The 20272-nt window shown below is 58.6% G+C and carries 23 protein-coding genes; 21 read left to right on the forward strand and 2 right to left on the reverse strand.

Going from position 1 to position 20272, the window contains the following annotated elements:
- Entirely contained in the window at positions 1–1068 is a 1068-nt protein-coding gene (locus EKL29_RS03400) for an AbrB family transcriptional regulator (RefSeq protein WP_126688846.1), read from the forward strand.
- Between the two features lie 33 nt (positions 1069–1101).
- On the opposite strand, the gene pqqU is transcribed toward EKL29_RS03400, so the two are convergent.
- Positions 1102–3210: a TonB-dependent receptor PqqU gene (gene pqqU, locus EKL29_RS03405; RefSeq protein ID WP_311778957.1), complete on the reverse strand. Its 2109-nt coding sequence runs from the start codon at positions 3208–3210 to the stop codon at positions 1102–1104.
- A 265-nt stretch (positions 3211–3475) separates the two neighbouring features.
- Between pqqU and EKL29_RS03410 the strand changes: the two genes are divergently transcribed.
- The 20 genes from EKL29_RS03410 (at position 3476) to EKL29_RS03505 (ending at position 19905) form a co-directional block, all read left to right on the forward strand.
- A complete protein-coding gene (locus EKL29_RS03410) occupies positions 3476–4339 on the forward strand; it encodes an NAD(P)-dependent oxidoreductase (RefSeq protein WP_126688847.1) in 864 nt (287 codons plus the stop codon).
- Between the two features lie 173 nt (positions 4340–4512).
- Positions 4513–5445 carry an ABC transporter substrate-binding protein gene (locus tag EKL29_RS03415; RefSeq protein ID WP_126688848.1) on the forward strand — a complete coding sequence of 311 codons (933 nt, stop codon included), beginning with the start codon at positions 4513–4515 and terminating at the stop codon, positions 5443–5445.
- A 129-nt stretch (positions 5446–5574) separates the two neighbouring features.
- On the forward strand, positions 5575–5778 hold the full coding sequence (locus EKL29_RS03420) for a hypothetical protein (RefSeq protein ID WP_126688849.1): 204 nt from the start codon (positions 5575–5577) through the stop codon (positions 5776–5778).
- A 9-nt stretch (positions 5779–5787) separates the two neighbouring features.
- Positions 5788–6570, forward strand: a complete 783-nt coding sequence (locus tag EKL29_RS03425; RefSeq protein WP_126688850.1) for a hypothetical protein — start codon at positions 5788–5790, stop codon at positions 6568–6570.
- Between the two features lie 84 nt (positions 6571–6654).
- A complete protein-coding gene (locus EKL29_RS03430) occupies positions 6655–7674 on the forward strand; it encodes a dipeptidase (RefSeq protein ID WP_120452534.1) in 1020 nt (339 codons plus the stop codon).
- A gap of 148 nt (positions 7675–7822) precedes the next feature.
- Complete coding sequence (gene pqqA, locus EKL29_RS03435; protein ID WP_010617686.1) at positions 7823–7894, forward strand: pyrroloquinoline quinone precursor peptide PqqA; 72 nt, start codon at positions 7823–7825, stop codon at positions 7892–7894.
- Positions 7895–7946: 52 nt separating this feature from the next.
- Complete coding sequence (gene pqqB / locus EKL29_RS03440) at positions 7947–8864, forward strand: pyrroloquinoline quinone biosynthesis protein PqqB (protein WP_126688851.1); 918 nt, start codon at positions 7947–7949, stop codon at positions 8862–8864.
- A gap of 3 nt (positions 8865–8867) precedes the next feature.
- Positions 8868–9623 (forward strand): pyrroloquinoline-quinone synthase PqqC, encoded by a 756-nt coding sequence (gene pqqC / locus EKL29_RS03445; RefSeq protein ID WP_120452537.1) that lies wholly within the window; start codon positions 8868–8870, stop codon positions 9621–9623.
- Between the two features lie 4 nt (positions 9624–9627).
- Positions 9628–9906, forward strand: a complete 279-nt coding sequence (gene pqqD / locus EKL29_RS03450; RefSeq protein WP_120452539.1) for a pyrroloquinoline quinone biosynthesis peptide chaperone PqqD — start codon at positions 9628–9630, stop codon at positions 9904–9906.
- Positions 9893–11035 (forward strand): pyrroloquinoline quinone biosynthesis protein PqqE, encoded by a 1143-nt coding sequence (pqqE, locus tag EKL29_RS03455; RefSeq protein ID WP_120452541.1) that lies wholly within the window; start codon positions 9893–9895, stop codon positions 11033–11035. Before pqqD ends, pqqE begins: the two co-directional genes overlap by 14 nt.
- 2 nt (positions 11036–11037) lie before the next feature.
- Positions 11038–13332, forward strand: a complete 2295-nt coding sequence (pqqF, locus tag EKL29_RS03460; protein WP_158618916.1) for a pyrroloquinoline quinone biosynthesis protein PqqF — start codon at positions 11038–11040, stop codon at positions 13330–13332.
- 116 nt (positions 13333–13448) lie between these two features.
- Complete coding sequence (locus EKL29_RS03465; protein ID WP_120452545.1) at positions 13449–14033, forward strand: YceI family protein; 585 nt, start codon at positions 13449–13451, stop codon at positions 14031–14033.
- Between the two features lie 474 nt (positions 14034–14507).
- Positions 14508–15488 (forward strand): 6-phosphofructokinase, encoded by a 981-nt coding sequence (locus tag EKL29_RS03470; protein ID WP_120452547.1) that lies wholly within the window; start codon positions 14508–14510, stop codon positions 15486–15488.
- A 10-nt stretch (positions 15489–15498) separates the two neighbouring features.
- Positions 15499–15813 carry a PTS sugar transporter subunit IIB gene (locus EKL29_RS03475; RefSeq protein ID WP_120452549.1) on the forward strand — a complete coding sequence of 105 codons (315 nt, stop codon included), beginning with the start codon at positions 15499–15501 and terminating at the stop codon, positions 15811–15813.
- Positions 15806–17173, forward strand: coding sequence for a PTS sugar transporter subunit IIC (locus EKL29_RS03480; RefSeq protein ID WP_120452551.1), 1368 nt, complete (start codon positions 15806–15808; stop codon positions 17171–17173). The genes EKL29_RS03475 and EKL29_RS03480 overlap by 8 nt, the downstream gene beginning before the upstream one ends.
- Positions 17160–18002 carry a class II fructose-bisphosphate aldolase gene (locus EKL29_RS03485; RefSeq protein WP_120452552.1) on the forward strand — a complete coding sequence of 281 codons (843 nt, stop codon included), beginning with the start codon at positions 17160–17162 and terminating at the stop codon, positions 18000–18002. The genes EKL29_RS03480 and EKL29_RS03485 overlap by 14 nt, the downstream gene beginning before the upstream one ends.
- Before the next feature lie 58 nt (positions 18003–18060).
- Positions 18061–18330: a hypothetical protein gene (locus EKL29_RS03490; RefSeq protein ID WP_120452554.1), complete on the forward strand. Its 270-nt coding sequence runs from the start codon at positions 18061–18063 to the stop codon at positions 18328–18330.
- 9 nt (positions 18331–18339) lie between these two features.
- Positions 18340–18777: a PTS sugar transporter subunit IIA gene (locus tag EKL29_RS03495; protein WP_126688853.1), complete on the forward strand. Its 438-nt coding sequence runs from the start codon at positions 18340–18342 to the stop codon at positions 18775–18777.
- A complete protein-coding gene (locus EKL29_RS03500; RefSeq protein WP_126688854.1) occupies positions 18774–19370 on the forward strand; it encodes a glucokinase in 597 nt (198 codons plus the stop codon). Before EKL29_RS03495 ends, EKL29_RS03500 begins: the two co-directional genes overlap by 4 nt.
- Before the next feature lie 106 nt (positions 19371–19476).
- Positions 19477–19905 (forward strand): thiol-disulfide oxidoreductase DCC family protein, encoded by a 429-nt coding sequence (locus tag EKL29_RS03505; protein ID WP_120452559.1) that lies wholly within the window; start codon positions 19477–19479, stop codon positions 19903–19905.
- Positions 19906–19910: 5 nt separating this feature from the next.
- Here the strand turns inward: EKL29_RS03505 and EKL29_RS03510 are convergent, their stop codons facing one another.
- The gene (locus tag EKL29_RS03510; protein WP_126688855.1) at positions 19911–20240 is read right to left on the reverse strand and encodes a cupin domain-containing protein; all 330 of its coding nucleotides are present in this window, start codon (positions 20238–20240) and stop codon (positions 19911–19913) included.
- Positions 20241–20272 lie beyond the last annotated feature (32 nt).

Genomic DNA, 20272 nt, shown 5'->3' on the forward strand with positions numbered 1-20272 from the left:
ATGGCTATCGCGCAGGCGGGCCTGACGCGCTGGGCCGGGCTGATCTTCAGCTCGGTGGCGCTGGTAGCGGCGCTGGAGTGGCTGCATATTCCGGCTGCGCTGCTGCTTGGCCCGATGTTCGCGGCCATTGGCTTTGCCGCCTCTGGCCGCGCGCTGAAAATATCGCGGCCGCTGTTCAACTGCGCCCAGGCGACGGTCGGCGCGATGATCGCTGCGGCGATCCCCGCCTCAATATTTCATGAAATCGCCGACGACTGGCCGCTGTTTGTGCTGTGCGTCGGCTCGGTGATTGTCGCCAGCCTGGCGCTCGGTGGCCTGCTGGCGCGTTTTCGCGTGCTGCCAGGCTCGACGGCTATCTGGGGTTCGTCGCCCGGCGCGGCAACGGCCATGACCCTGATGGCGGAGAGCTTTGGCGCCGACGTGCGCCTTGTCGCTTTTATGCAATATCTGCGCGTCATGATGGTAGCGCTGGTCGCGACGCTGGTGACGCGCTTCTGGGCGGGCGGCGACGGCGCACCAGCAGCATCGCCCGCGCTCAATCTCTTCGCGCCTTTTGCGCCGTTATCCTTTCTCTTTACCTTACTGACCATTGCCGCAGGCGTGCTGGCGGCGCGGCTGTTGCGTATTCCCGCCGGCCCGATGCTGATGACGCTGATTGTTGCCTCAGTGGTGCAGGATGTCGGCTGGGTCGACATTACTTTGCCGAAATGGCTGCTGGCGCTGGCTTACGCCTTTGTCGGCTGGGGTATCGGCCTGCGCTTCAGCGCCGAGATCCTGCGCTATGCGGCGCACGCCTTCCCGCGCGTGCTGCTGTCAGTGCTGACACTGATAGCCATCTGCGGCCTGTTCGCCTTTTTACTGGTGAAGTTTGCCGGTATCGATCCGCTGACCGCCTATCTGGCGACCAGCCCGGGCGGCGCCGATTCAGTGGCGATTATTGCCGCGTCGAGCAACGTTAATATGCCGTTTGTGATGGCGATGCAGACCGGGCGTTTTATCGTGGTGATGTTCACCGGCCCGATTTTGTCACGCTGGATCGCCAGCTGGATGGCGCGGCGCGAGAAATAACGCTCGCCCCGGCGCTGGCCGGGGCGATATTCCTTACTGAAACGCGTAGCTCACCGTCAGCCCGACGCTGTAATTGCGTCCCGGCGCCGGTTCGAAATAGCGTCCATTGCCTTCGTTAACGATAACGGAACCGACATAGTTGCGGTCGAACAGGTTATCGACGCGACCGAAGAGATCCAGCGTCCAGTTCTGCACCAGCCATTTATAGCCGCTGTTGAGCGCCGCGACGGTATAGGAGGGCGCCTTCACCTCGTTCTGGTCATCGGCGGCGATATTGCTCATATAGCGCATCTCCGCGCCCGCGTAAAAGCCCTGTTCCGGCGCATACTCCAGACCGGTGTAGAGCATATTGCGCGCAATGCCGGGGATGCGTTTGCCGTCGCAGCTCTCATCGCCGCATGCGTTGCTGCGATAGCGCGCGTCGAGCAGCGTCCAGGCCGCCTTCACTCGCCAGTCTGCGGCGAACTGCTGATCCACGCCCAGCTCCAGACCGCGCCGACGGGTCTCTCCGGCGTTCTTATAGGTTGTGCGGCCGCCACTGCTGGTGTCGGTGACGATTTCGTTTTTGGTATCGGTCTGGAACAGCGCAGCGGTGATCAGGCCGTTGCCGATGCGTTTTTTCGTTCCCAGTTCCACCGTATCGCTGGTCGCCGGTTTCAGTCCGGTATTGAGGCCGGTTTCGCCATCGGCGCGATAGGAGAGTTCGTTAATGGTCGGCGTTTCAAAGCCGCGACCCGCGGAGAGATAGGCGTTCCAGCTGTTGTCGATAGCGTACTTGAGCGACGCGGCGGGCAGCCATTTGTGATAGCGCGCGTCACCGCTGTCATCGCCGTTGCTGGAGGTAATGTAATAGTCGTTGGAATCAAAGTTTACCGTGCTGTAGCGCAGCCCGGCGTCCAGCGACCATTTATCGGTGAGCTGCCAGGCGGTCTGCAGGTAGGGGTCCAGATTCCACATCAGGTTGCGTTCGTTGCGGCGAATATCGCCTTTTACGCCGTAGTCGGTCGCGTTGAAGTTCTCAAAACCTTTGCGGCGCTCGGTCATGGTTTCATAGTCGAGTCCGCCGGTCAGCGTTACCGGCACGCTGAACAGGGTGTCGCGATGCGTCCAGCGCGTGTCGATGCCCTGATAGTGGCGCGTCAGGTCGATGACGCCGCCTGGATGTTTAGGGTTGAGCTGCACGCTTTTCGGGATCGACTGATACTGGGTAGTTTCGCGGATCCCGGCGTACATCATGACGCTGAGATCGTCGTTTTCACTCATCTGGCGCTGGTAGTGCAGGCCGCCCTGGGTCTGATCCACGGTTTTGCGCGTGTTATAGAGCGTTACGTTGCTGACCACCTGGCGCGGATTCGCGCGCCACTGATCCGGCGTCAGGCCGCCAGGATCCTGCGCGTCGATATGTACGCTGTTAAACAGCAGCGTCAGGCTGCTGACATCGTCGATGCGAACGCCCAGCTTCGCGTTGCCGAGGTTCTTCTGCGCCGCGCTGTGGTCGCGGTAGCCGTGGGTGGTGAAACGCGAGGCGGAAACGGTGTAGTTGACGTCGCCCGCATGGGTGCCGTCGCCGGTGGCGCCGCTCGCTTTGACGCTGTTGCGCCAGCTGCCGTAGCTGCCGTACCAGCTGCTCGCTTCCAGCGTCGGCGGCTGCTGGCCTGTCTGGGTCTCGACGTTAATCACGCCGCCCGAGGCGTTGCCGTAGAGCGCGGAAAAGGGGCCGCGCAGCACTTCGATATGGTCAATGGAGCCAATATCGATATTGGAAGTTTGTCCCTGTCCGTCGGGCATGGTGGCGGGAATGCCGTCCACGTACATGCGCAGCCCGCGCACGCCGTAGGTAGAGCGCGAACCAAAACCGCGCACCGAAAGCTGCAGATCCTGGGCGTAATTTTGCCTGTTCTGGATTTGCAGCCCCGGCACGCTGCCGAGATTTTCCGACAGGTTAACGCGCGGCGCGGCCTGACGCATATCTTCGCCGCTCACCACGCTGACGGCGGCGGGCGTATCAAGTTCAGAGAGGCCGGTTTGCGCCGGCGCGGCGCTGACGACCATCGTACTGCCGGTATTGTCAGCCGCCAGCAGGGGCAGCGGCAGTATAGCAGGCAACAGCACGCTGACCTGACGCAGTGATGCAATTTTCATGAGTGAAAGACCGTAATAAAGAGATGAAATGAACCAAATGGAACATTAGGCGCGTATGTTAAGGCTTTTTACGATTATTTGAAAAGCGTAAATAATAAGGTGGTTTTATGCGAAATTCAGCGTCGAAAAATGTTTTCCCAGGCTGGATTTTTGCTGACTTTCCCTTCAGTCTTAAATGTTTACTTTCCAGAATGCGTTAATGATAACGCCCATCCGGGCGCAGCGCCGCAAACATCTGTCCGTCACGACAACCAGAGGAGTCAGTATGAGTCAACAACCTGCAGTCGCCGTATTAGGTTTAGGGGCCATGGGGCATGCCTTCGCCGCCAACCTGCTGAAAAAAGGATTTACCGTGTATGGCTGGAACCGTACGCGGGCGCGCGGCGACGATCTGGTCGCGTCCGGGCTGAAGCTGAGCGACAGCCCGGAAGAGGCGGTGCGCGACGCAGATGTGGTTATTGCCATGCTCGCCGACGGCGAGACCACGGAAAAGACGCTGCACCAGGTTAAAGACGCGCTGAAGCAGGGGGCGACTATCGCGCAGATGGGCACCATCGGCGTCGAGAAAACCGATGCCCTGATCGCCTGGTGCGCCGGGCAGCGTCCGGACGTGCTCTTTATCGACGCGCCCGTCTCCGGCACCAAAGCGCCGGCTGAAAATGCGCAGATCCTGGTGATGGCCAGCGGCGATCAGTCGCGCGCGCAGGCAGCGGAAGCGGTTTTCGCCGCTATTGGCAAAGGCACCCAGTGGCTGGGCGAGGCGGGGAAATCGTCACGCATGAAGCTGGTGGTCAACAGCTGGCTGATCGGCCTGATGCAGAGCCTGGCAGAGAGCACGCGCCTGGCGGAGGAGTTCGGCTTCACCACCGAGGATCTGTGGAACGTGCTGGAGGGCGGCCCGCTGGCAGCCCCTTACGCTAAAGTGAAACTCGCCATGATCGCCAGCGAAGATTTTACCCCGCAGATGCATCTGGTCTGGGCGCTGAAAGACGCGAAGCTGGCGTTAGAGGCGAAGGGCGATGCAAAACTGCCGGCGCTGGAGCATATCGCCGAACTGTGGCAGCAGGCGGTTGACGCGGGCTACGGCGAAAAAGATCTGGCGTCGATCCATCATTATCTGAAGGCGTAACCCGTGACGGCGCATCTGGCGCGACAGAGGTAAAAAAGGCGCGCGCCAGGGTGACAACCGCTGGCGCAAAAGCCTCAGCCTTATGCGTCCGGCGGCTAACCTCATGCGGAATCGGCATCGGCGATTTTCAACGTCCGCTTTACTCTGGATGTTTTGCGCCGGGAGGAAGCCGCATGAAATATCACACCCTTTATATCGCGCTGGCGCTGGCCACCGCGACGTCTGCACAGGCCGTCACGCTGCGCATCGCCGATCAAAAGGGCAATATGCGCGCCGAGATGGCGTCAGCGCATCAGCTCGACAATCTGAACTACACCATAGAGTGGGCGGAGTTTCCCGCCGCCGCGCCGCTGGCGGAAGCGCTCAACGCGGGCGCGGTTGACGCCGGCATTATCGGCGACGCGCCGCTGCTCTTCTCGCTGGCTGCCGGTTCGCAGGTGAAAGCGGTTGCGGTAAGCAAATCGGTGCCCGCCGGGCTGGCGGTGCTGGTGCGTCCCGATTCGCCGATTAAAACGGCCGCCGATCTGAAAGGGAAAAGCATCGCCACCGGACGCGGCTCCATCGGCCACCTGCAGGCGTTAAAAACGCTTGAGCAGGCCGGGTTAAGCGATAAAGAGGTTGTCTGGCGCTTTTTACAGCCTGCCGATGCGCGTATCGCGCTCTCTAACGGCTCGGTAGACGCCTGGGCGACGTGGGATCCCTATACCGCGCTGGCGGAAGTCACGCAGACGGGCCGCGTACTGGTAAACGGCGTGGGGCTGGCTACCGGCAACAGCTTCCTGGCCGCCACCGACGCCGCCCTCAATGAGGGCGATAAACGCGCCGCGCTGCAGGATTACGTCAATCGGCTGGCGGCGGCGGACCGCTGGGCCAACAGCCACGTCAGCGACTACGCGCAGACGCTGGCGAAGATTATCGGCTTCCCGCCCGCCGCAGCGGAAAAATCGTTCTCCCGTCGCCAGTCACACTGGCAAAGCATCGACGACAATACGGTGCAACAGCAGCAGGAGACCGCGGACTTTTACCATAAATATGGTCTGCTCCCGAAAACGCTTGATGTGAAACTCACCTTTTATCGCGGCCTGACGGTAGCGCAGGGCGGTTAAAGCAGGATGCGGTTGCGCGGCAGCACAAAACAGCGTAGAAAGCTGAACAAGGAATGTTCGTTGCGTCTGGCGTATACTCAACAGAGCGCAACCGCATACATCAGCGCGATGTAAAGGCGAGGAGGTAAAATGAACAGGCTGCAAAGGTTAATAGGCAAGTGGTTCGCCGAGCCAGATAAGTTTATGCGCGGATTAACCAATGAAGATCTGCGTTACTCCGATCAGGACAAGCTTATCCTCGACGTTAACGGTAATGCCCGACTGAATATGAATAACCCCGACGTGGGCAGAGCGATGCGCGCGCGTATGGAAGAGCTGGCGCAAAAACGTTAAGGGCGCGCGATGGGACCGCTGGTCATTATGGTCGTGCTGGTCTGCGGCTACTGGTATACGGAAAACCATTACCCTTCGCGCACGCGTCAGGCCCGCTCAAGCGGCTGGATCGCCTATTTTTACGTGGCGATGCACGGCGCGAAATTCGCGCTTCAGGGCTTTTTTGGCGTGGCGCTTATCTATGTCGCGCTGTTCCTTCTGAGTCTGCTCCTCTCTGTTCCTCATCTCTTTTCCCCCGATTACGCCGTCCGGGATTACTACTCCTGGCTGACCCGCACCACGCTGATGAATTATCCGCTCTTTTTCGAGCTGGGTCTGGCGCTCGCCTGCCTGCGCGCCTGGCGAGCGGGCGAGGCGGCGCGACGATCGATGCGGGACGGGAAAAGCAGCATGGCGGAATACCGTAAAGTCGCCAGAGAAGATGGCATGGAGTCGCTGCTACTGCAGGCGATAGAAGAAGAGAGGCTGGTATTCGTGACGCTGAAATCGCGCAAGGTTTATATTGGCTATGTCGCCGCGCCGCGCATCGAACATACGCAAACGCAGCATCTGGCGCTTATCCCCTATATCAGCGGCTACCGCGACAAAGAGACGCTGCGCTTCTGCGAACAGCATCGCTATTACGAACTTTACCTGGCGCAGAATATCACTCCCGATTCCGAACCGCTGAACCTGCAGCACTTCCGTCACCTTATTCCCATGGCGGAGGTCGAGGCGGTTTCGCTGTTCGATGTCGCCACCTATAAAATTTTCGATCGCTTCTCTGTTACGCCGCCGCCAGCGTCGGAGTAACCATTCGTGCCCTCTGGTTTGGCGTTTATCCTGCGGGCGCGTAACATAGCCTGATGTCGAGTTTTTTAAGCGCTTATTTCTCCGATGTTAACTTTTGATGGCCATAACGATCTGCTGCTCAATCTGTGGCTGAATCATCGTGATGCGCCGGTCGACGCCTTCTTTAACGGTATTGAACGCGGCCACCTCGATTTTCCGCGCATGCAGCAGGGCGGCTTTTTCGGCGGCCTGTTCGCGATCTTTGTGCCGCCTCAGGCCTATATCGCCCAGACGACGCCGCACCTTGCCGATACGCCTTATCAGCCGCTGGAGATCATGTGGCAGCAGCTGGCTATTCTGCAGCAGATCGCCAGTCAGTCGCAGGGGCGCGCGCGCCTGTGCCGCAGCGCCGCCGATATTGCCGCCTGCCGCGCCGAGGGCGTGCTGGCGCTGGTGGCCCATATCGAAGGCGCGGATGCGCTGGATGAAGAGGGCGAACAGCTGCAGGCATTTTACGACGCGGGCGTACGCAGCATCGGTCCTTTCTGGAACCTGTCTAACCGCTTCGGCGTCGGCGTTACCGGCGCGTTTCCCGGCTCGCCGGACAGCGGACCGGGCCTTACCGATGCTGGTAAAGCACTGATTAAGCAGGCTAACGCGCTCAATATGCTGATCGACGTATCGCATATGAACGAAAAAGCGTTCTGGGACACCGCCGCGCTCTCTGACTCGCCGCTGGTCGCCACCCACTCCAACGCCCATGCGCTCTGCGCCCAGCCGCGAAACCTCACCGATGCGCAGCTAATCGCCATTCGCGACAGCGGCGGCATGGTCGGCATTAACTTCGGCAACGCGTTTCTGCGCGCCGACGGCAAACGCGACGGCGACACGCCGCTGGGCGAAATCGTCAGGCATTATGAACGGCTCATAATGATAATGGGCAGCGATCATGTCGGATTTGGTTCCGATTTTGACGGCATCTCCACGCCAGAGGCGCTAAAAGATGTGTCAGGGCTGCCGCGACTGTTCGCAGCATTTCGCGATGCGGGCTATGATCAGGATCGGCTGGAGAAGCTCGCCTCGGCCAACTGGCAACGCGTGCTGCAGGCGATCTGGCGAGGTTGATTCATTTCCATAACATTTGCGGGTTGATCTCGCTGCGCCGTTAGCGCACCATCAGCCGGCTCAAAATTGCGTGCATAATCATTTGATTGTTTACGTAATGATACCTGACGGGTATCGCTTTGTTCATTCACCTTAGAGGAAGACTATTATGTGGAAAAAACCTGAATTTGTTGATTTACGTCTCGGTCTGGAAGTAACGCTGTACATCTCCAACCGTTAATATTTATGCCCGCCAGCTGCGCGGGCATTTTGTTTCAACACCGGGTTTCCCTATGTATATCAAAGTCCTTGGCTCCGCCGCCGGCGGCGGCTTTCCTCAGTGGAACTGCAACTGCGCCAACTGTCAGGGCGTGCGCAACGGTACGATTCAGGCCAGCGCGCGTACCCAGTCCTCAATTATTCTCAGCGACGACGGCGAAAACTGGGTGTTATGCAACGCCTCGCCGGATATCAGCCAGCAGATCGCTCATACGCCGGAACTGATAAAAAAGGGCGTGCTGCGCGGCACCGCCATCGGCGCCATTATACTTACCGACAGCCAGATCGATCACACTACCGGTCTGCTTAGCCTGCGCGAAGGCTGCCCGCATCAGGTGTGGTGCACGCCAGAAGTGCATGCCGATCTCACCAGCGGCTTTCCCGTCTTCACCATGCTGAAACACTGGAACGGCGGGCTACAGCATCGTCCGATCGCGCCGCTGGAGCCTTTCAGCGTCGATGTTTGTCCCGATCTGCGCTTTACCGCTATCCCGATCCTCAGCAACGCGCCGCCTTATTCTCCCTACCGCGACCGCCCGCTGCCGGGGCACAACGTGGCGCTGTTTGTTGAAAATATCGCCACTAAACAGACGCTGCTCTATGCGCCGGGCCTCGGCGAGCCGGACGCGGTGATTATGCCCTGGCTGCAGAAGGCGGACTGCCTGCTGATCGACGGCACCGTCTGGAAAGATGACGAGCTGCAGACGACCGGCGTTGGCACCAATACCGGCAAGGCGATGGGCCATCTGGCGCTCTCCGACGAGCAGGGGCTGATGGCGCTGCTCGCCTCGCTGCCGGCGAAACGCAAAATTCTTATTCACATTAACAACACCAATCCGATCCTTAACGAGCAGTCGCCGCAGCGTCAGTTCCTGACGCAGCAGGGCATAGAAGTAAGCTGGGACGGCATGGCGATTCATCTTCAGGAGTGAGTGATGCAGATAACCGAGACGCTGACGCCGCAGGCGTTTGAACAGGCGCTGCGCGATAAAGGCGCGTATTACCATATTCATCATCCTTACCATATCGCGATGCACAACGGCGACGCGACGCGCGAGCAGATCCAGGGCTGGGTGGCAAACCGCTTCTACTACCAGACCAGCATCCCGCTGAAGGATGCGGCGATCATGGCGAACTGCCCCGATCCCGCAACGCGCCGCAAGTGGGTGCAGCGTATTCTCGATCACGACGGCAGCAACGGCCACGACGGCGGCATTGAAGCCTGGCTGCGGCTGGGCGAAGCGGTAGGGTTAACGCGCGAGGAGTTGCTGTCGGAGCGCCATGTGCTGCCGGGCGTACGCTTCGCCGTCGACGCCTATGTTAACTTCGCGCGCCGCGCCAACTGGCAGGAAGCGGCCTGCAGCTCGCTGACCGAGCTGTTCGCGCCGCAGATCCATCAGTCGCGTCTCGACAGCTGGCCGCAGCACTATCCCTGGATCAAGGAAGAGGGCTACTTCTATTTTCGCAGCCGTCTGAGCCAGGCGAACCGCGATGTTGAGCACGGCCTGGCGCTGGCGCTTGAGTTCTGCGATACGGTAGAGAAGCAGAACCGGATGCTGGAGATCCTGCAGTTCAAGCTCGATATTCTCTGGACCATGCTGGACGCCATGACCATGGCCTACGCGCTGAATCGTCCGCCTTACCATACGGTCACCGATAAGGCGGCCTGGCACACTACACGACTGGTATAACCCCATGAATGAAAACTCCATCCCCGCGTTTCGCCGCGGCTATCGTATGCAGTGGGAAGCCGCGCAGGAGAGCCATGTGGTGCTCTATCCGGAAGGCATGGCGAAGCTGAATGAAACGGCTGCCGCCATTCTGGAACGGGTAAACGGAAAAGAGAGTGTGGCCGCTATTATCGCCGACCTCGACGCGCGCTTCCCGGAAGCGGGCGGCGTCGGCGAAGACGTCAAAGAGTTTCTGCGCGCGGCGCATGAACAAAAGTGGATAATATTTCGTGACCCAGAATAAACCTGCCGTCAATCCGCCGCTCTGGTTGCTGGCGGAGCTGACTTACCGCTGTCCGTTGCAGTGTCCTTACTGCTCAAATCCGCTCGACTTCGCCCAGCAGGAGAAAGAGCTGACCACGGCGCAGTGGATTGAGGTGTTTCGCCAGGCGCGCGCCATGGGCAGCGTCCAGCTCGGCTTTTCGGGCGGCGAACCCCTGACGCGTAAAGATCTGCCGGAGCTGATCCGCGCGGCACGCGATCTCGGTTTCTATACCAACCTGATTACTTCCGGCATCGGCCTGACCGAGAAGAAGCTGGACGCGTTCGCCGAGGCGGGCCTGGACCATATCCAGATCAGCTTCCAGGCCAGCGACGAGACGCTAAACGCCGCGCTGGCGGGGTCGAAAAAGGCGTTTCAGCAAAAGCTCGAGATGGCGCGAGCGGTAAAGAAACATGGCTATCCGATGGTGCTGAACTTTGTGTTACACCGTCACAATATCGATCAGATCGACAAGATTATCGACCTCTGCATCGAGCTGGAAGCGGACGACGTAGAGCTGGCCACCTGCCAGTTCTACGGCTGGGCGCAGCTGAATCGTCAGGGCCTGCTGCCGACGCGCGAGCAGATCGCGCAGGCGGAAGCAGTCGTCAGCCGCTATCGCGAACGCATGAGCGGCACTGGCAACCTGACCAATCTGCTGTTTGTGACGCCGGACTATTATGAAGAGCGTCCCAAACCCTGCATGGGGGGCTGGGGCGCGATCTTCCTCAGCGTCACGCCGGAAGGCACCGCACTGCCGTGCCACAGCGCGCGCCAGCTGCCGGTGGCGTTTCCGTCGGTGCTGGAACAGTCGCTGGAGGATATCTGGTATCGCTCTTTCGGCTTTAACCGCTACCGCGGCTTCGACTGGATGCCTGAACCCTGCCGCTCATGCGATGAGAAAGAGAAAGACTTTGGCGGCTGTCGCTGTCAGGCCTTCATGCTGACCGGCAATGCCGACAACGCCGATCCGGTGTGCAGCAAGTCGCCGCACCACGACGTGATCCTTGAGGCGAGGCGCGAGGCGGCGTGCAGCGATGTGAAGATAGGGCAGCTGCAGTTCCGCAACCGTGCCAATTCGCAGCTTATCTATAAAACCCGGACCTTTTGATTGTGCTGAATATCCGTCAGCTGCAGCTGAACGGCCTGCGCGTGACGCTGATCCATCAGCCCGACGCGCGCCAGGCCGCCGCGCTGGCGCAGGTTGCGGCGGGTAGTCATGACGAACCCGAGGCCTGGCCTGGTCTGGCGCACCTGCTGGAGCATCTGCTGTTCAGCGACAGCGCCCGGTTTCAGGGCGATGCGCGGTTGATGCCCTGGGTGCAGGCTGCGGGCGGGCGGGTCAACGCCACCACGCTGACGCGCAGCAGCGCCTGGTTTTTCGAGGTCGAGACGAGCCTGCTGGCCGAAGGCGTAGCGCGTCTGGCGGATATGCTGGCCGCGCCGCAGTTTACCCCTGACGCGATCGCGCAGGAGTCAGCGGTCATTGATGCTGAGTATCGGCTGATTCAGCAGCATACGCCCTCCAGACGGGAAGCCGCGCTGAATACGCGCGTCAGCGCGCCATCTGCATTTCAGCGCTTTCATATCGGCAGCCGCGACGCTTTTGGCGACGATGTCGGGGCGCTTAAGCAGGCGCTGCATCAGTTTCATCAGCGCTTCTTTCAGGCGGGTCAGACGCAGCTATGGCTGCAGGGGCCGCAGACGCTGGAGGAACTGGAGCAGCTGGCGCAAAACTTTGCCCGGCAACTGCCGTCGGGGAGAGCGGAGCCACGGACAGACACGATTCATTTTGTCAGGGAGGCGGATATCGCGCTGGCCACCCAGGGCGCGGGAGAGCTGCGCATCACCGCCTCTCTGCGCGGCGATACAGCCGCAATTCGTGACAACGTCACATTGATGCGTGAGTTTTTACAGGATGAGGCGCCAGGCGGCGCGATGCACGCCCTGCGCCAGCAGGCGTGGGCGCAGCAGCTTGAGTTTACCTGGCTTAGCCTGGAGAGCGCAGGCGGCTGGCTGGCGCTGCAGTTCGAAACGGCGCGGCCAGAGGCGCTCTGCGCCTGGTATCCGCAGGCGCTGCGCGCGCTGGCGCAGACCTCCCAGGCACAGCAGCACCACTATCTGCGGCTGGCGCAGCAGCGTTTCGCCGCGCTTACGCCGCTCGATCAGCTGCGCGAGCGGGCGTTCGGGTTTGCGCCGCCCGCCCATACGGCAGGTTTTATCCCGCTGCTGCGTCAGCTGATGAACGCGCCGCAGGCAAGGCTCTGGAGTTCGCCCGCAGTGCAAGGCGAAACGGTGGAAACGCAGGGGTTTATCCTTGCGCTGCAACCCTGGACGCCTGGCCACTTTAACGGCGCGCTGCCGACGCTGCGGTTTCATCCCCAGGCGACGCACGCCCCACATCTGACGCCGCCCGCCGCCCGCGCGCCGCTGCTGCACCTGGCGCCGGGCAAAGAGCCGGTCACGCTGATGCTGCGGCCCCCCTTTTTCACCACGCTTAGCCATGCGGCGGCCGTTGCTATTGACCGCCGCCTGCGTCCGCTTTTCGCGCTGCTGCGTCATCAAGGCGGCAGGGGAAGCTGGCAAGAGATCCAGGGCGTCTGGCAGCTGGAGGCACAATTGCCGCCGGAGAGCGAAGCGTGGCTGGCGTCGCTGTCAGATGCCTTGCATCAGAGAGAAAGCCTGAACGCTGAGCCATCGTCGGACGATGTGGCGATCCGCGAGCTGCTGCGACGGCTGCCACAGGTTGTGGCGAGCGCTGCGCCTGCGAAGGGCTGGCGCGCGGCGCTGTATGGCGGCTCGCCGCAGCAGTATGACCTTATCGCAAGGTGGCTCTCGCCGCTGACGGGGACGACTGACGATAAAGCCGCAGAACCGGTGCAGGGCAACCAGTTGACCGTGAAACATCACAGTCGCGACAGCGCGCTGTTGCTGTTTCTGCCTTGTCCGCGAGAGATATCACTGGCGGCGCTGCGCGCGCTGGCGCTGCTGATGGAGCCGCGTTTTTTCCAGCGTATGCGCGTCGAACAGCAGATCGGCTACGTCGTCAGCTGCCGCTATCATCGCTGCGTCGACCGCGACGGTATTCTCTTTGCTTTGCAGTCGCCGCAGATCATGCCCGATGCGCTGCTGGAGCAGTGCCATCTTTTTTTACAGCAACTGCAGATACCTGATGACGCGGAGACGCTGGAGACGTTGCGCTCGCGCCTTGAGGCGCAGCTTAACGCCGCGCCGGACGCCACGAGCGCGTTGCAGTCCGGGCTACGCCAGGCGCACGGGCTGCGCGACCTTGGCAGGGCCTCAACAGAGGCACTTACGCTGGCGCAGCTGCATCAGGCACAGGCGCAGCTCCTCAGCCAGTGGCATCACGGCGTTGTGGTGGCGACGCATTGCGCGGGTTCGCAATAGTCACGCCAGGATATTGCTGAATTTATTTGAAAATTAAGACCAAAACTCTTCACTATATCTGCACGAGCGTTTCGGAGACACTCAACGGGATTCGGCTGTTTTAAAAGGAACCCTAAGTGAAAAATATCAAACGTCTTGCGCTGCCGCTGCTGGCTGCCACCGCTCTCTACGTCCCGCTGTCACAGGCGGCCGCTCAGCAGTACGAGCTTAATCCGGAACATACTTCAGTTATCGTTACCTGGACCCATTTTGGCTTTTCCCATCCCACCGCTGACATCCCTGACAGTAAAGGCACGCTGGTGTTTGACAGTGCAAACCCAACGGCTTCTCGCGTTGACGTTACGCTGCCAGTTAGCCACATCGACAGCCATGTTCCTGCGCTGACGAAAGAGTTTAAAGGCGCGGAGTATTTTGATACCGCGAAATACCCGACCGCGACGTTCCACAGCACCAAAGTGGTCGCGAAGGGCGATAACAAATTCGACGTGGAAGGCAACCTGACGCTGAAGGGCATCACTAAACCGGTCACGCTGCACGCTACCCTGAACAAACAGGGCGAGCATCCGATGGTGAAAAAGCAGGCTATCGGCTTTGACGCCACCGGCACCATCAAGCGTTCCGACTTTAAGCTGGATAAATATGTGCCAGCCGTTGCCGACGACGTGACGCTGACTATTTCAACTGAAGCCTACGCGAAATAATGTCAGGCCTCTCTCTTTACACAAGAGAGAGGTTATTTCCCGCCTTACTCTGCCTTATCAGTTAACCGCCTCTTCTCTCTGTACTACCGGCGCTAAAATCTCTTCTCTGCTGCAGAGTAATTTCACCAGAAATTATCACCCCTTGTATAAATAAAGGTCTAAATAAGCGAATGCGCTTTAAAAATGAGGTGGAAATCACAATTCTGCATCATGGTGAAAAGCGTGAACTTCGCTGAATGCACACCACTAAAAAGACAGGCCGCTTTTTATCTCAACTTAATGAATAATAGCCAAAAAAAGAGATTTCTTTCTTTTTTGTCACTGTGACCATCCTCCCAAATATTGCCTTCATACGGAGCATGTCAAGCCTGATCCTCGCTCCTTCTCTGCTCAGTTTGTGATATTCGTTGCAAATTTAAAAGGCGCTCACCGGAACAATAACCTCAGAGCGGATTAAGCGGGGAGGTTTTTATAATGAGAATTGGCATGGTGATAAGCGGAGGTGATGTCGCCGGAATTAATAATTTTATCTTCCAGGTGGCGCGACTGGCGCAGGCGGAGATGGTGTTATTTAACGGCGGCATTGCGGGTCTGCTTAACAATTATCATCAGGAGATCGCCTGGCGTGACCTGGTTGATTATTCCGTCGCCTCCATTCCTTTAATGCAGTCCGGCAGAACCGAAAAGAAATTAGTACGCAGCGAATATGAGCAAATAGCCAGGCAGCTTAAAGCGCTGCGCGTGGAAATAGTCATTATGGCGGGCGGCGATGGTTCACTGCAGTTTTTGCATACGCTGAGCGAATTTGGCGTTAACTGTTTCGGCGTCGGCATGACTATCGACAACGATGTTTTCGGCAGCGATTACACCATCGGTTTTTCCACCGCCTGCGAGCAGGTATTAAAAGAGGTGGCGAAGCTGCGCAATACCGGCAGAGCGCTCGCCGGGCGCGTTTTTATGGCGGAGCTGCTGGGCGGTTTCTGCGGCGAGCTGACGCTACGCTCGGCGATTAAAAGCAACGCTGATTTCGCGCTGATCCCGGAGTGCCAGATTCCGGTGCCGCAGCTGGCAGAACGTATCCGGGCGCGGCTGGAGCGGCAGAACAGCGTGGTGATCCTTTGCTCGGAGGGCTACACGCGCGAATATTCGCCTGGCTTTCAGGGCGCAATCGACACCCTGATCAAACAGCTGGAGCCGCTGACGGGCGTGCGCATTCGTAAAACGATTATTGGTTACGGTCTGCGTAACGGCGATCCCACCTGCGAGGAGATTTATCAGGGCGCCATTATGGCGGAGGAAGTGGTGCGTTGTATTCAGTCGGGCATGCGGAATAAAGCGGTCATTATTAATGGCAGCAATAAACCTATCCCGATTGATTTAATGAGCATGAAAAAACGCCTTGTCGATACTGAAGGGCATTATTACAAACTCGCTAAACAACTGAATATAATCTGAGGAGATAGCCATGCTTAAGATCTTATGTGTCTGCGGCTGCGGACTGGGTTCCAGTTTCGCCATCGAAATGAGCGCAAAGGCGGTATTAAAGAAGCTGGAAATTGAAGCCGACATCGATCACACCACCATATCGGAAGCGAATGCCTTTAAGTCCGATATTATTTTAACGCAAAAAGCCTTTGCCGACGTATTAAACGCCGACGCCAGCCCGGAAGAGATGAAGCGCGTTATTGTGCTTAACCGGCTTACCGATAAAGGCGAAATTGAAGAAAAGATCTTGGCGTTTTTAAAAGAACACAATGTAAAGGTCGCGAATCATGAATAGCGTGATTAATTTCCTGGTCAGGGATCTGTTAGGGCAGGCATCTATTCTGATCGCCTTTATTGCGCTGATCGGTCTGCTGCTGCAGCGTAAATCAGCGGGTAAAGTGGTGGAAGGCACCTTTAAAACGCTGCTGGGCTTTTTGATAATGATGGCCGGCATCAATATTATTGTCGGCGCGTTAACCTTCCTGAATACCATATTTACCCACGGTTTCGGCATGCAGGGCTATATCACCGATGTGGCCGCGATTGCCGGACTGGCTAACCGCGAGCTGGGATCGGAAGTGGCACTGACGCTGCTGGTGATCTTTATCGTGAATATCATCATCGCGCGCATTACGCCCTTTAAATATATTTTCCTGACCGGGCAGGCGCTGCTGTGGATGGCCACTATCGGCACCGTGATCGGTTATAAAGCCGGACTGACCGGACTTCCGCTGATCCTTACCGGCGGCATTTTCGGCGGCATTATGGCGGTTGTGATGCCTGCGCTGGCGCAGCCGGTGGTACGACGTATCACCGACTCTGACGATATCGCGCTCGGCCATTTCTGTACTATCGGCTACCTGGTGCAGGCGGCGGTGGCGAAAGTGGTCGGCAAAGGCTCGCGATCTACGGAAGATCTCAAGCTGCCGGACAACTTCAAATTCCTGCAGGATACCTATCTGGCGATGGGCATCGTGATGGTGCCGATGTATCTCATCCCGGCGCTGGCCGCCGGACCGGCTTTTATCGCCTCTTACAGCAACGGCATGAACTACCTGATGTATGCCTTTATGCAGGCGATGCAGTTTGTCGCCGGGGTGTTTGTGCTCTATAGCGGCGTGCGGCTGCTGCTCAATGAACTGGTGCCGGCGTTTCGCGGCATCGCGATGCGGCTTGTGCCGAACGCCAGGCCCGCGCTCGACTGTCCGGTGCTGTTTCCCTATGCGCCCAACGCCGTGATTGTCGGCTTTCTCGCCACTACGCTCGGTTCGATCATCGGCATGATCGTCTTCCCCATGTTTGGCCTGGCGATGATCCTGCCCGGTCTGCTCACCAACTTCTTCGCCGGCGGCGCGGCTGGCGTGTTCGGCAATGCGCTCGGCGGTCGTCGCGGCGCGATGATCGGCGGCGTGGTGCATGGGCTGTTTATCACCTTTCTGCCCGCCATTCTGGTGCCGATGCTGGAAAGCTACGGTTTCACCGGCGTCACCTTCAGCGATGCTGACGTCATCAGCACCGGCCTGGTGTTAGGCCACGCCTTCCAGGGCAACTGGCTGTTCGTCGCGCTGTTCGTGCTCTTTATTACCCTGATCGCCTGGTTTGTTAACGGAAAATCCACTAAGCCCCGTGAGGAAAATATCCATGAGTCTGTATAACTTTATCGATCTGCTGCAGGTGGCTAAACAACGCGAGTTTAAAGCGCTTGGTTCTTTTAATTTGCACTGTCTGGAAATGCTGCCCGCGTTTTTTAAGGCGGCGGAAAAGACCAACAGCCCTTTAATGATCCAGATTTCGACCGGCACCGCGAAATATTTAGGCTACCGGCTGCTGGTGGACGCTATTTGTTCGCTGTCGGCCAGTAAAAATGTGCCGACCTGTCTGCACCTCGATCACTGTTCAGATTTAGCGGCGATTCAGACCGCCATTGACGCCGGGTTCAGTTCGGTGATGTATGACGGCTCGCATCTGCCGATTGACGAAAATATTGCGAATACGCGTCGCGTTATTGATATGGCGCGCCCGCGCAACGTGTCAGTAGAGGCGGAGCTTGGCGCAATAGGCGGCTCGGAGGATGGCAAAGTAGTGGCGCTGGAGGAGATCGCCTTTACGCCTGTAGAAGACGCCAGACGCTTCGTGAATGAAACTGGCGTCGATATGCTGGCTATCTCTATCGGCACCGTTCACGGCCTCTATACCGGCAAAGCGCATATCCAGCATCAGCGGCTGGCGGAGATCACCCAGGCGACCGGCACGCCGCTGGTGCTGCATGGTGGTACCGGCGTCAGTGATGAAGATATGCGGCTGGCGGTGCGCAACGGTATCGAAAAGGTCAATGTCGGCACTGAAATGAACGTGCAGTGGGTGGCGCGTTGCAAGCAGACGTTTGAAAAAGGCAAAGTGAACGACAGCGTGCGAAACTTTCTCGTTCCGGCGAATGACGCCGTGACGGATGTGTTAGTCGAGAAGATCCAGCTGTTCCGTTAATTTCTTTTCTCCATTATGAAAATACCATTGCCCGGCGCGATTCGGGGCAGGAGAGGCTATGTTTGGATTTATGAAAAAGTCCACGCCAGATAAAAGCGTGGATGAGGCGGAAATTAATCGGCAAGCCAGCGAAGTAAACAGAGAAATAAGCGGGCTGGAACAGCGGCTGGAGATAAATTCCCGCGACGGCGAAGCGCAAAAGCAATTAATGCAGGCCTATAACCGGGCGCTGAGCTTATTTGCCAAAAGTAAACACCACCGCACTGAAATGGATGCGCTGTTCGTCAAAATGGATACGCTGCGCAATATTATGCGCAAGTCGATCTGAGGAGACCTGATGAGTATTAAACAGGTATTACAGGAGGCCAACGCCATTCAGGTCGGCGTCAGGGCGTGCGACTGGCAACAGGTGATTACGCTGGCGGCGCAGCCGCTGGTGCGCGGCGGCTATGTGAAAGCCTCCTATCCCGAAGCGGTTATCGCTAATACGCTGAGGCATGGCGCTTACTATGTGTTTGAAGAGGGGATCGCCATACCCCACGCGCGGCCGGAGAGCGGCGTGGTTAAAGATTGCTTTAGCCTGCTCCTGTTACAGGAGCCGATCTCGTTTGATGGCAGTGATAAAGCGGATATCGTCATTATGTTCGGCGCGCGCGACAGCAATGCGCACATTGAGGAGGGCATCCGCGCCATTGTCTCGCTGCTGGATAATGCGGAAACGCTGGCGCGCTTACGCCAGGCGAACAGCGTGGCGGAGGTGATGGATATCTTATGACGCTCGCAACCCAACCCAAACAGGTGGTGCTGGTAAACGGCATTCCCGCCTCCGGCAAAAGCACGCTGACCCGGGCGCTGGCCGCGCGGCTGAGCCTGCCGGTGCTGACGCTCGACAGCATAAAAGAGCCCTTTATGGCGAGCTTCGCGCCGGTGGATCGCCAGCGCAATCGCCAGCTGGGCTGCGCCGCCTATCAGGCGATATGGAAAATCGTCGGGCAGGCGCCGCCAGGGTGCGTCTACCTGATTGACGCCTGGTTCGGCTTTCAGCCAAAAAGCGTACTGGAAGAGGGGCTGGCGAGCGCGGGCGTCAGCCGGGCGCTGGAGCTGTGGATGGCGATATCTCCGGACGAAGCGGCAGCGCGCTACCAGGCGCGGCTGTCGAACCGGATGCCAGGCCATCCCGGCGCGGAATATCTGCCGGAGCTGCGGCGGCTGGCGGAGCAGGCGAAGCCGATGGCGGCGGGCCCGATATATCAGCTTGACGCCAGCATGCCGGATACGGAAGGCGCCGAACGGTGGCTGAAGCAGCAATTACTGCCGCCGCGCATAACCTCTTTCGCCTCCGATAACGTCCTGTATAGGCAGGGCTAAACCGAAACCGGCCTCAGGGTCGGTTATTTTATCCCCGCCTGCCGCTTGACGTCTGCGCAATTAATGACCGTACTTAATTAATAAATTGTCATTAAAGGAGAGCTCTATGTCACTGCCACCCTTCCTCAAGCCAGGCGAAAAGGTCGTGCTCTATGACGGCATCTGCAAACTTTGCAATGGCTGGGTCAAGTTCCTGCTACGCAGGAAGCTCTCTCATCGCATTCGCTTTGCCGCTGTTCAGAGTGAAGAGGGCAAGGCGCTGCTGCGCTTTGCCGGGCTGCCGGATGAAAACATACGCACTATCGTACTGATCGACGGCGACCGTCACTGGATCCGCGCCCAGGCGATTTTGCGCGTTATGCGACTGATGCCTTTTCCCTGGGGGCTGATCTCGCTGCTGAGGTTCATTATTCCTGGCTTTATCAGCAACTATTTCTACAACCGCATTGCCGTCAACCGCTACCGGCTCTTTGGCTGCTACGAGGCGCAGCTTCCGGTAACCGCCGATTATCCGGGACGCTTTTTGCATCCCTGAGATCGTTATCCCGGCGTCAGGAACTCTTCACGCTGCGGGGTAAAGGTATCCAGTAGCGTGCCTGCCTCAAGGCAGACACAGCCGTGTTCGACGTTCGGAGCTTTATAGAGCGTGTCGCCCGCACCGACCTCCTGAGTGACGCCAGCGATAGTAAAGGCGAAACGACCGCTCAAAACAAAGGTCAGCTGCTCATGGGGGTGATGATGCAGCGGCCCCACCGCGCCCCGTTCAAAGGTGACCTCCACTGCCATAATGGCTCCGCCGTGCGCCAGCACGCGGCGCGTTACGCCATTGCCTAAATCTTCCGGCTGCGTCTGCGATCGGTATACAAACATATGCGCTCCTCATTCAGGTCAGGTTGCTGCCT

Origin of the sequence: Pantoea sp. YU22 (assembly GCF_003970755.1) — a bacterium.
Classification (GTDB): Bacteria; Pseudomonadota; Gammaproteobacteria; order Enterobacterales; family Enterobacteriaceae; genus Pantoea; species Pantoea piersonii.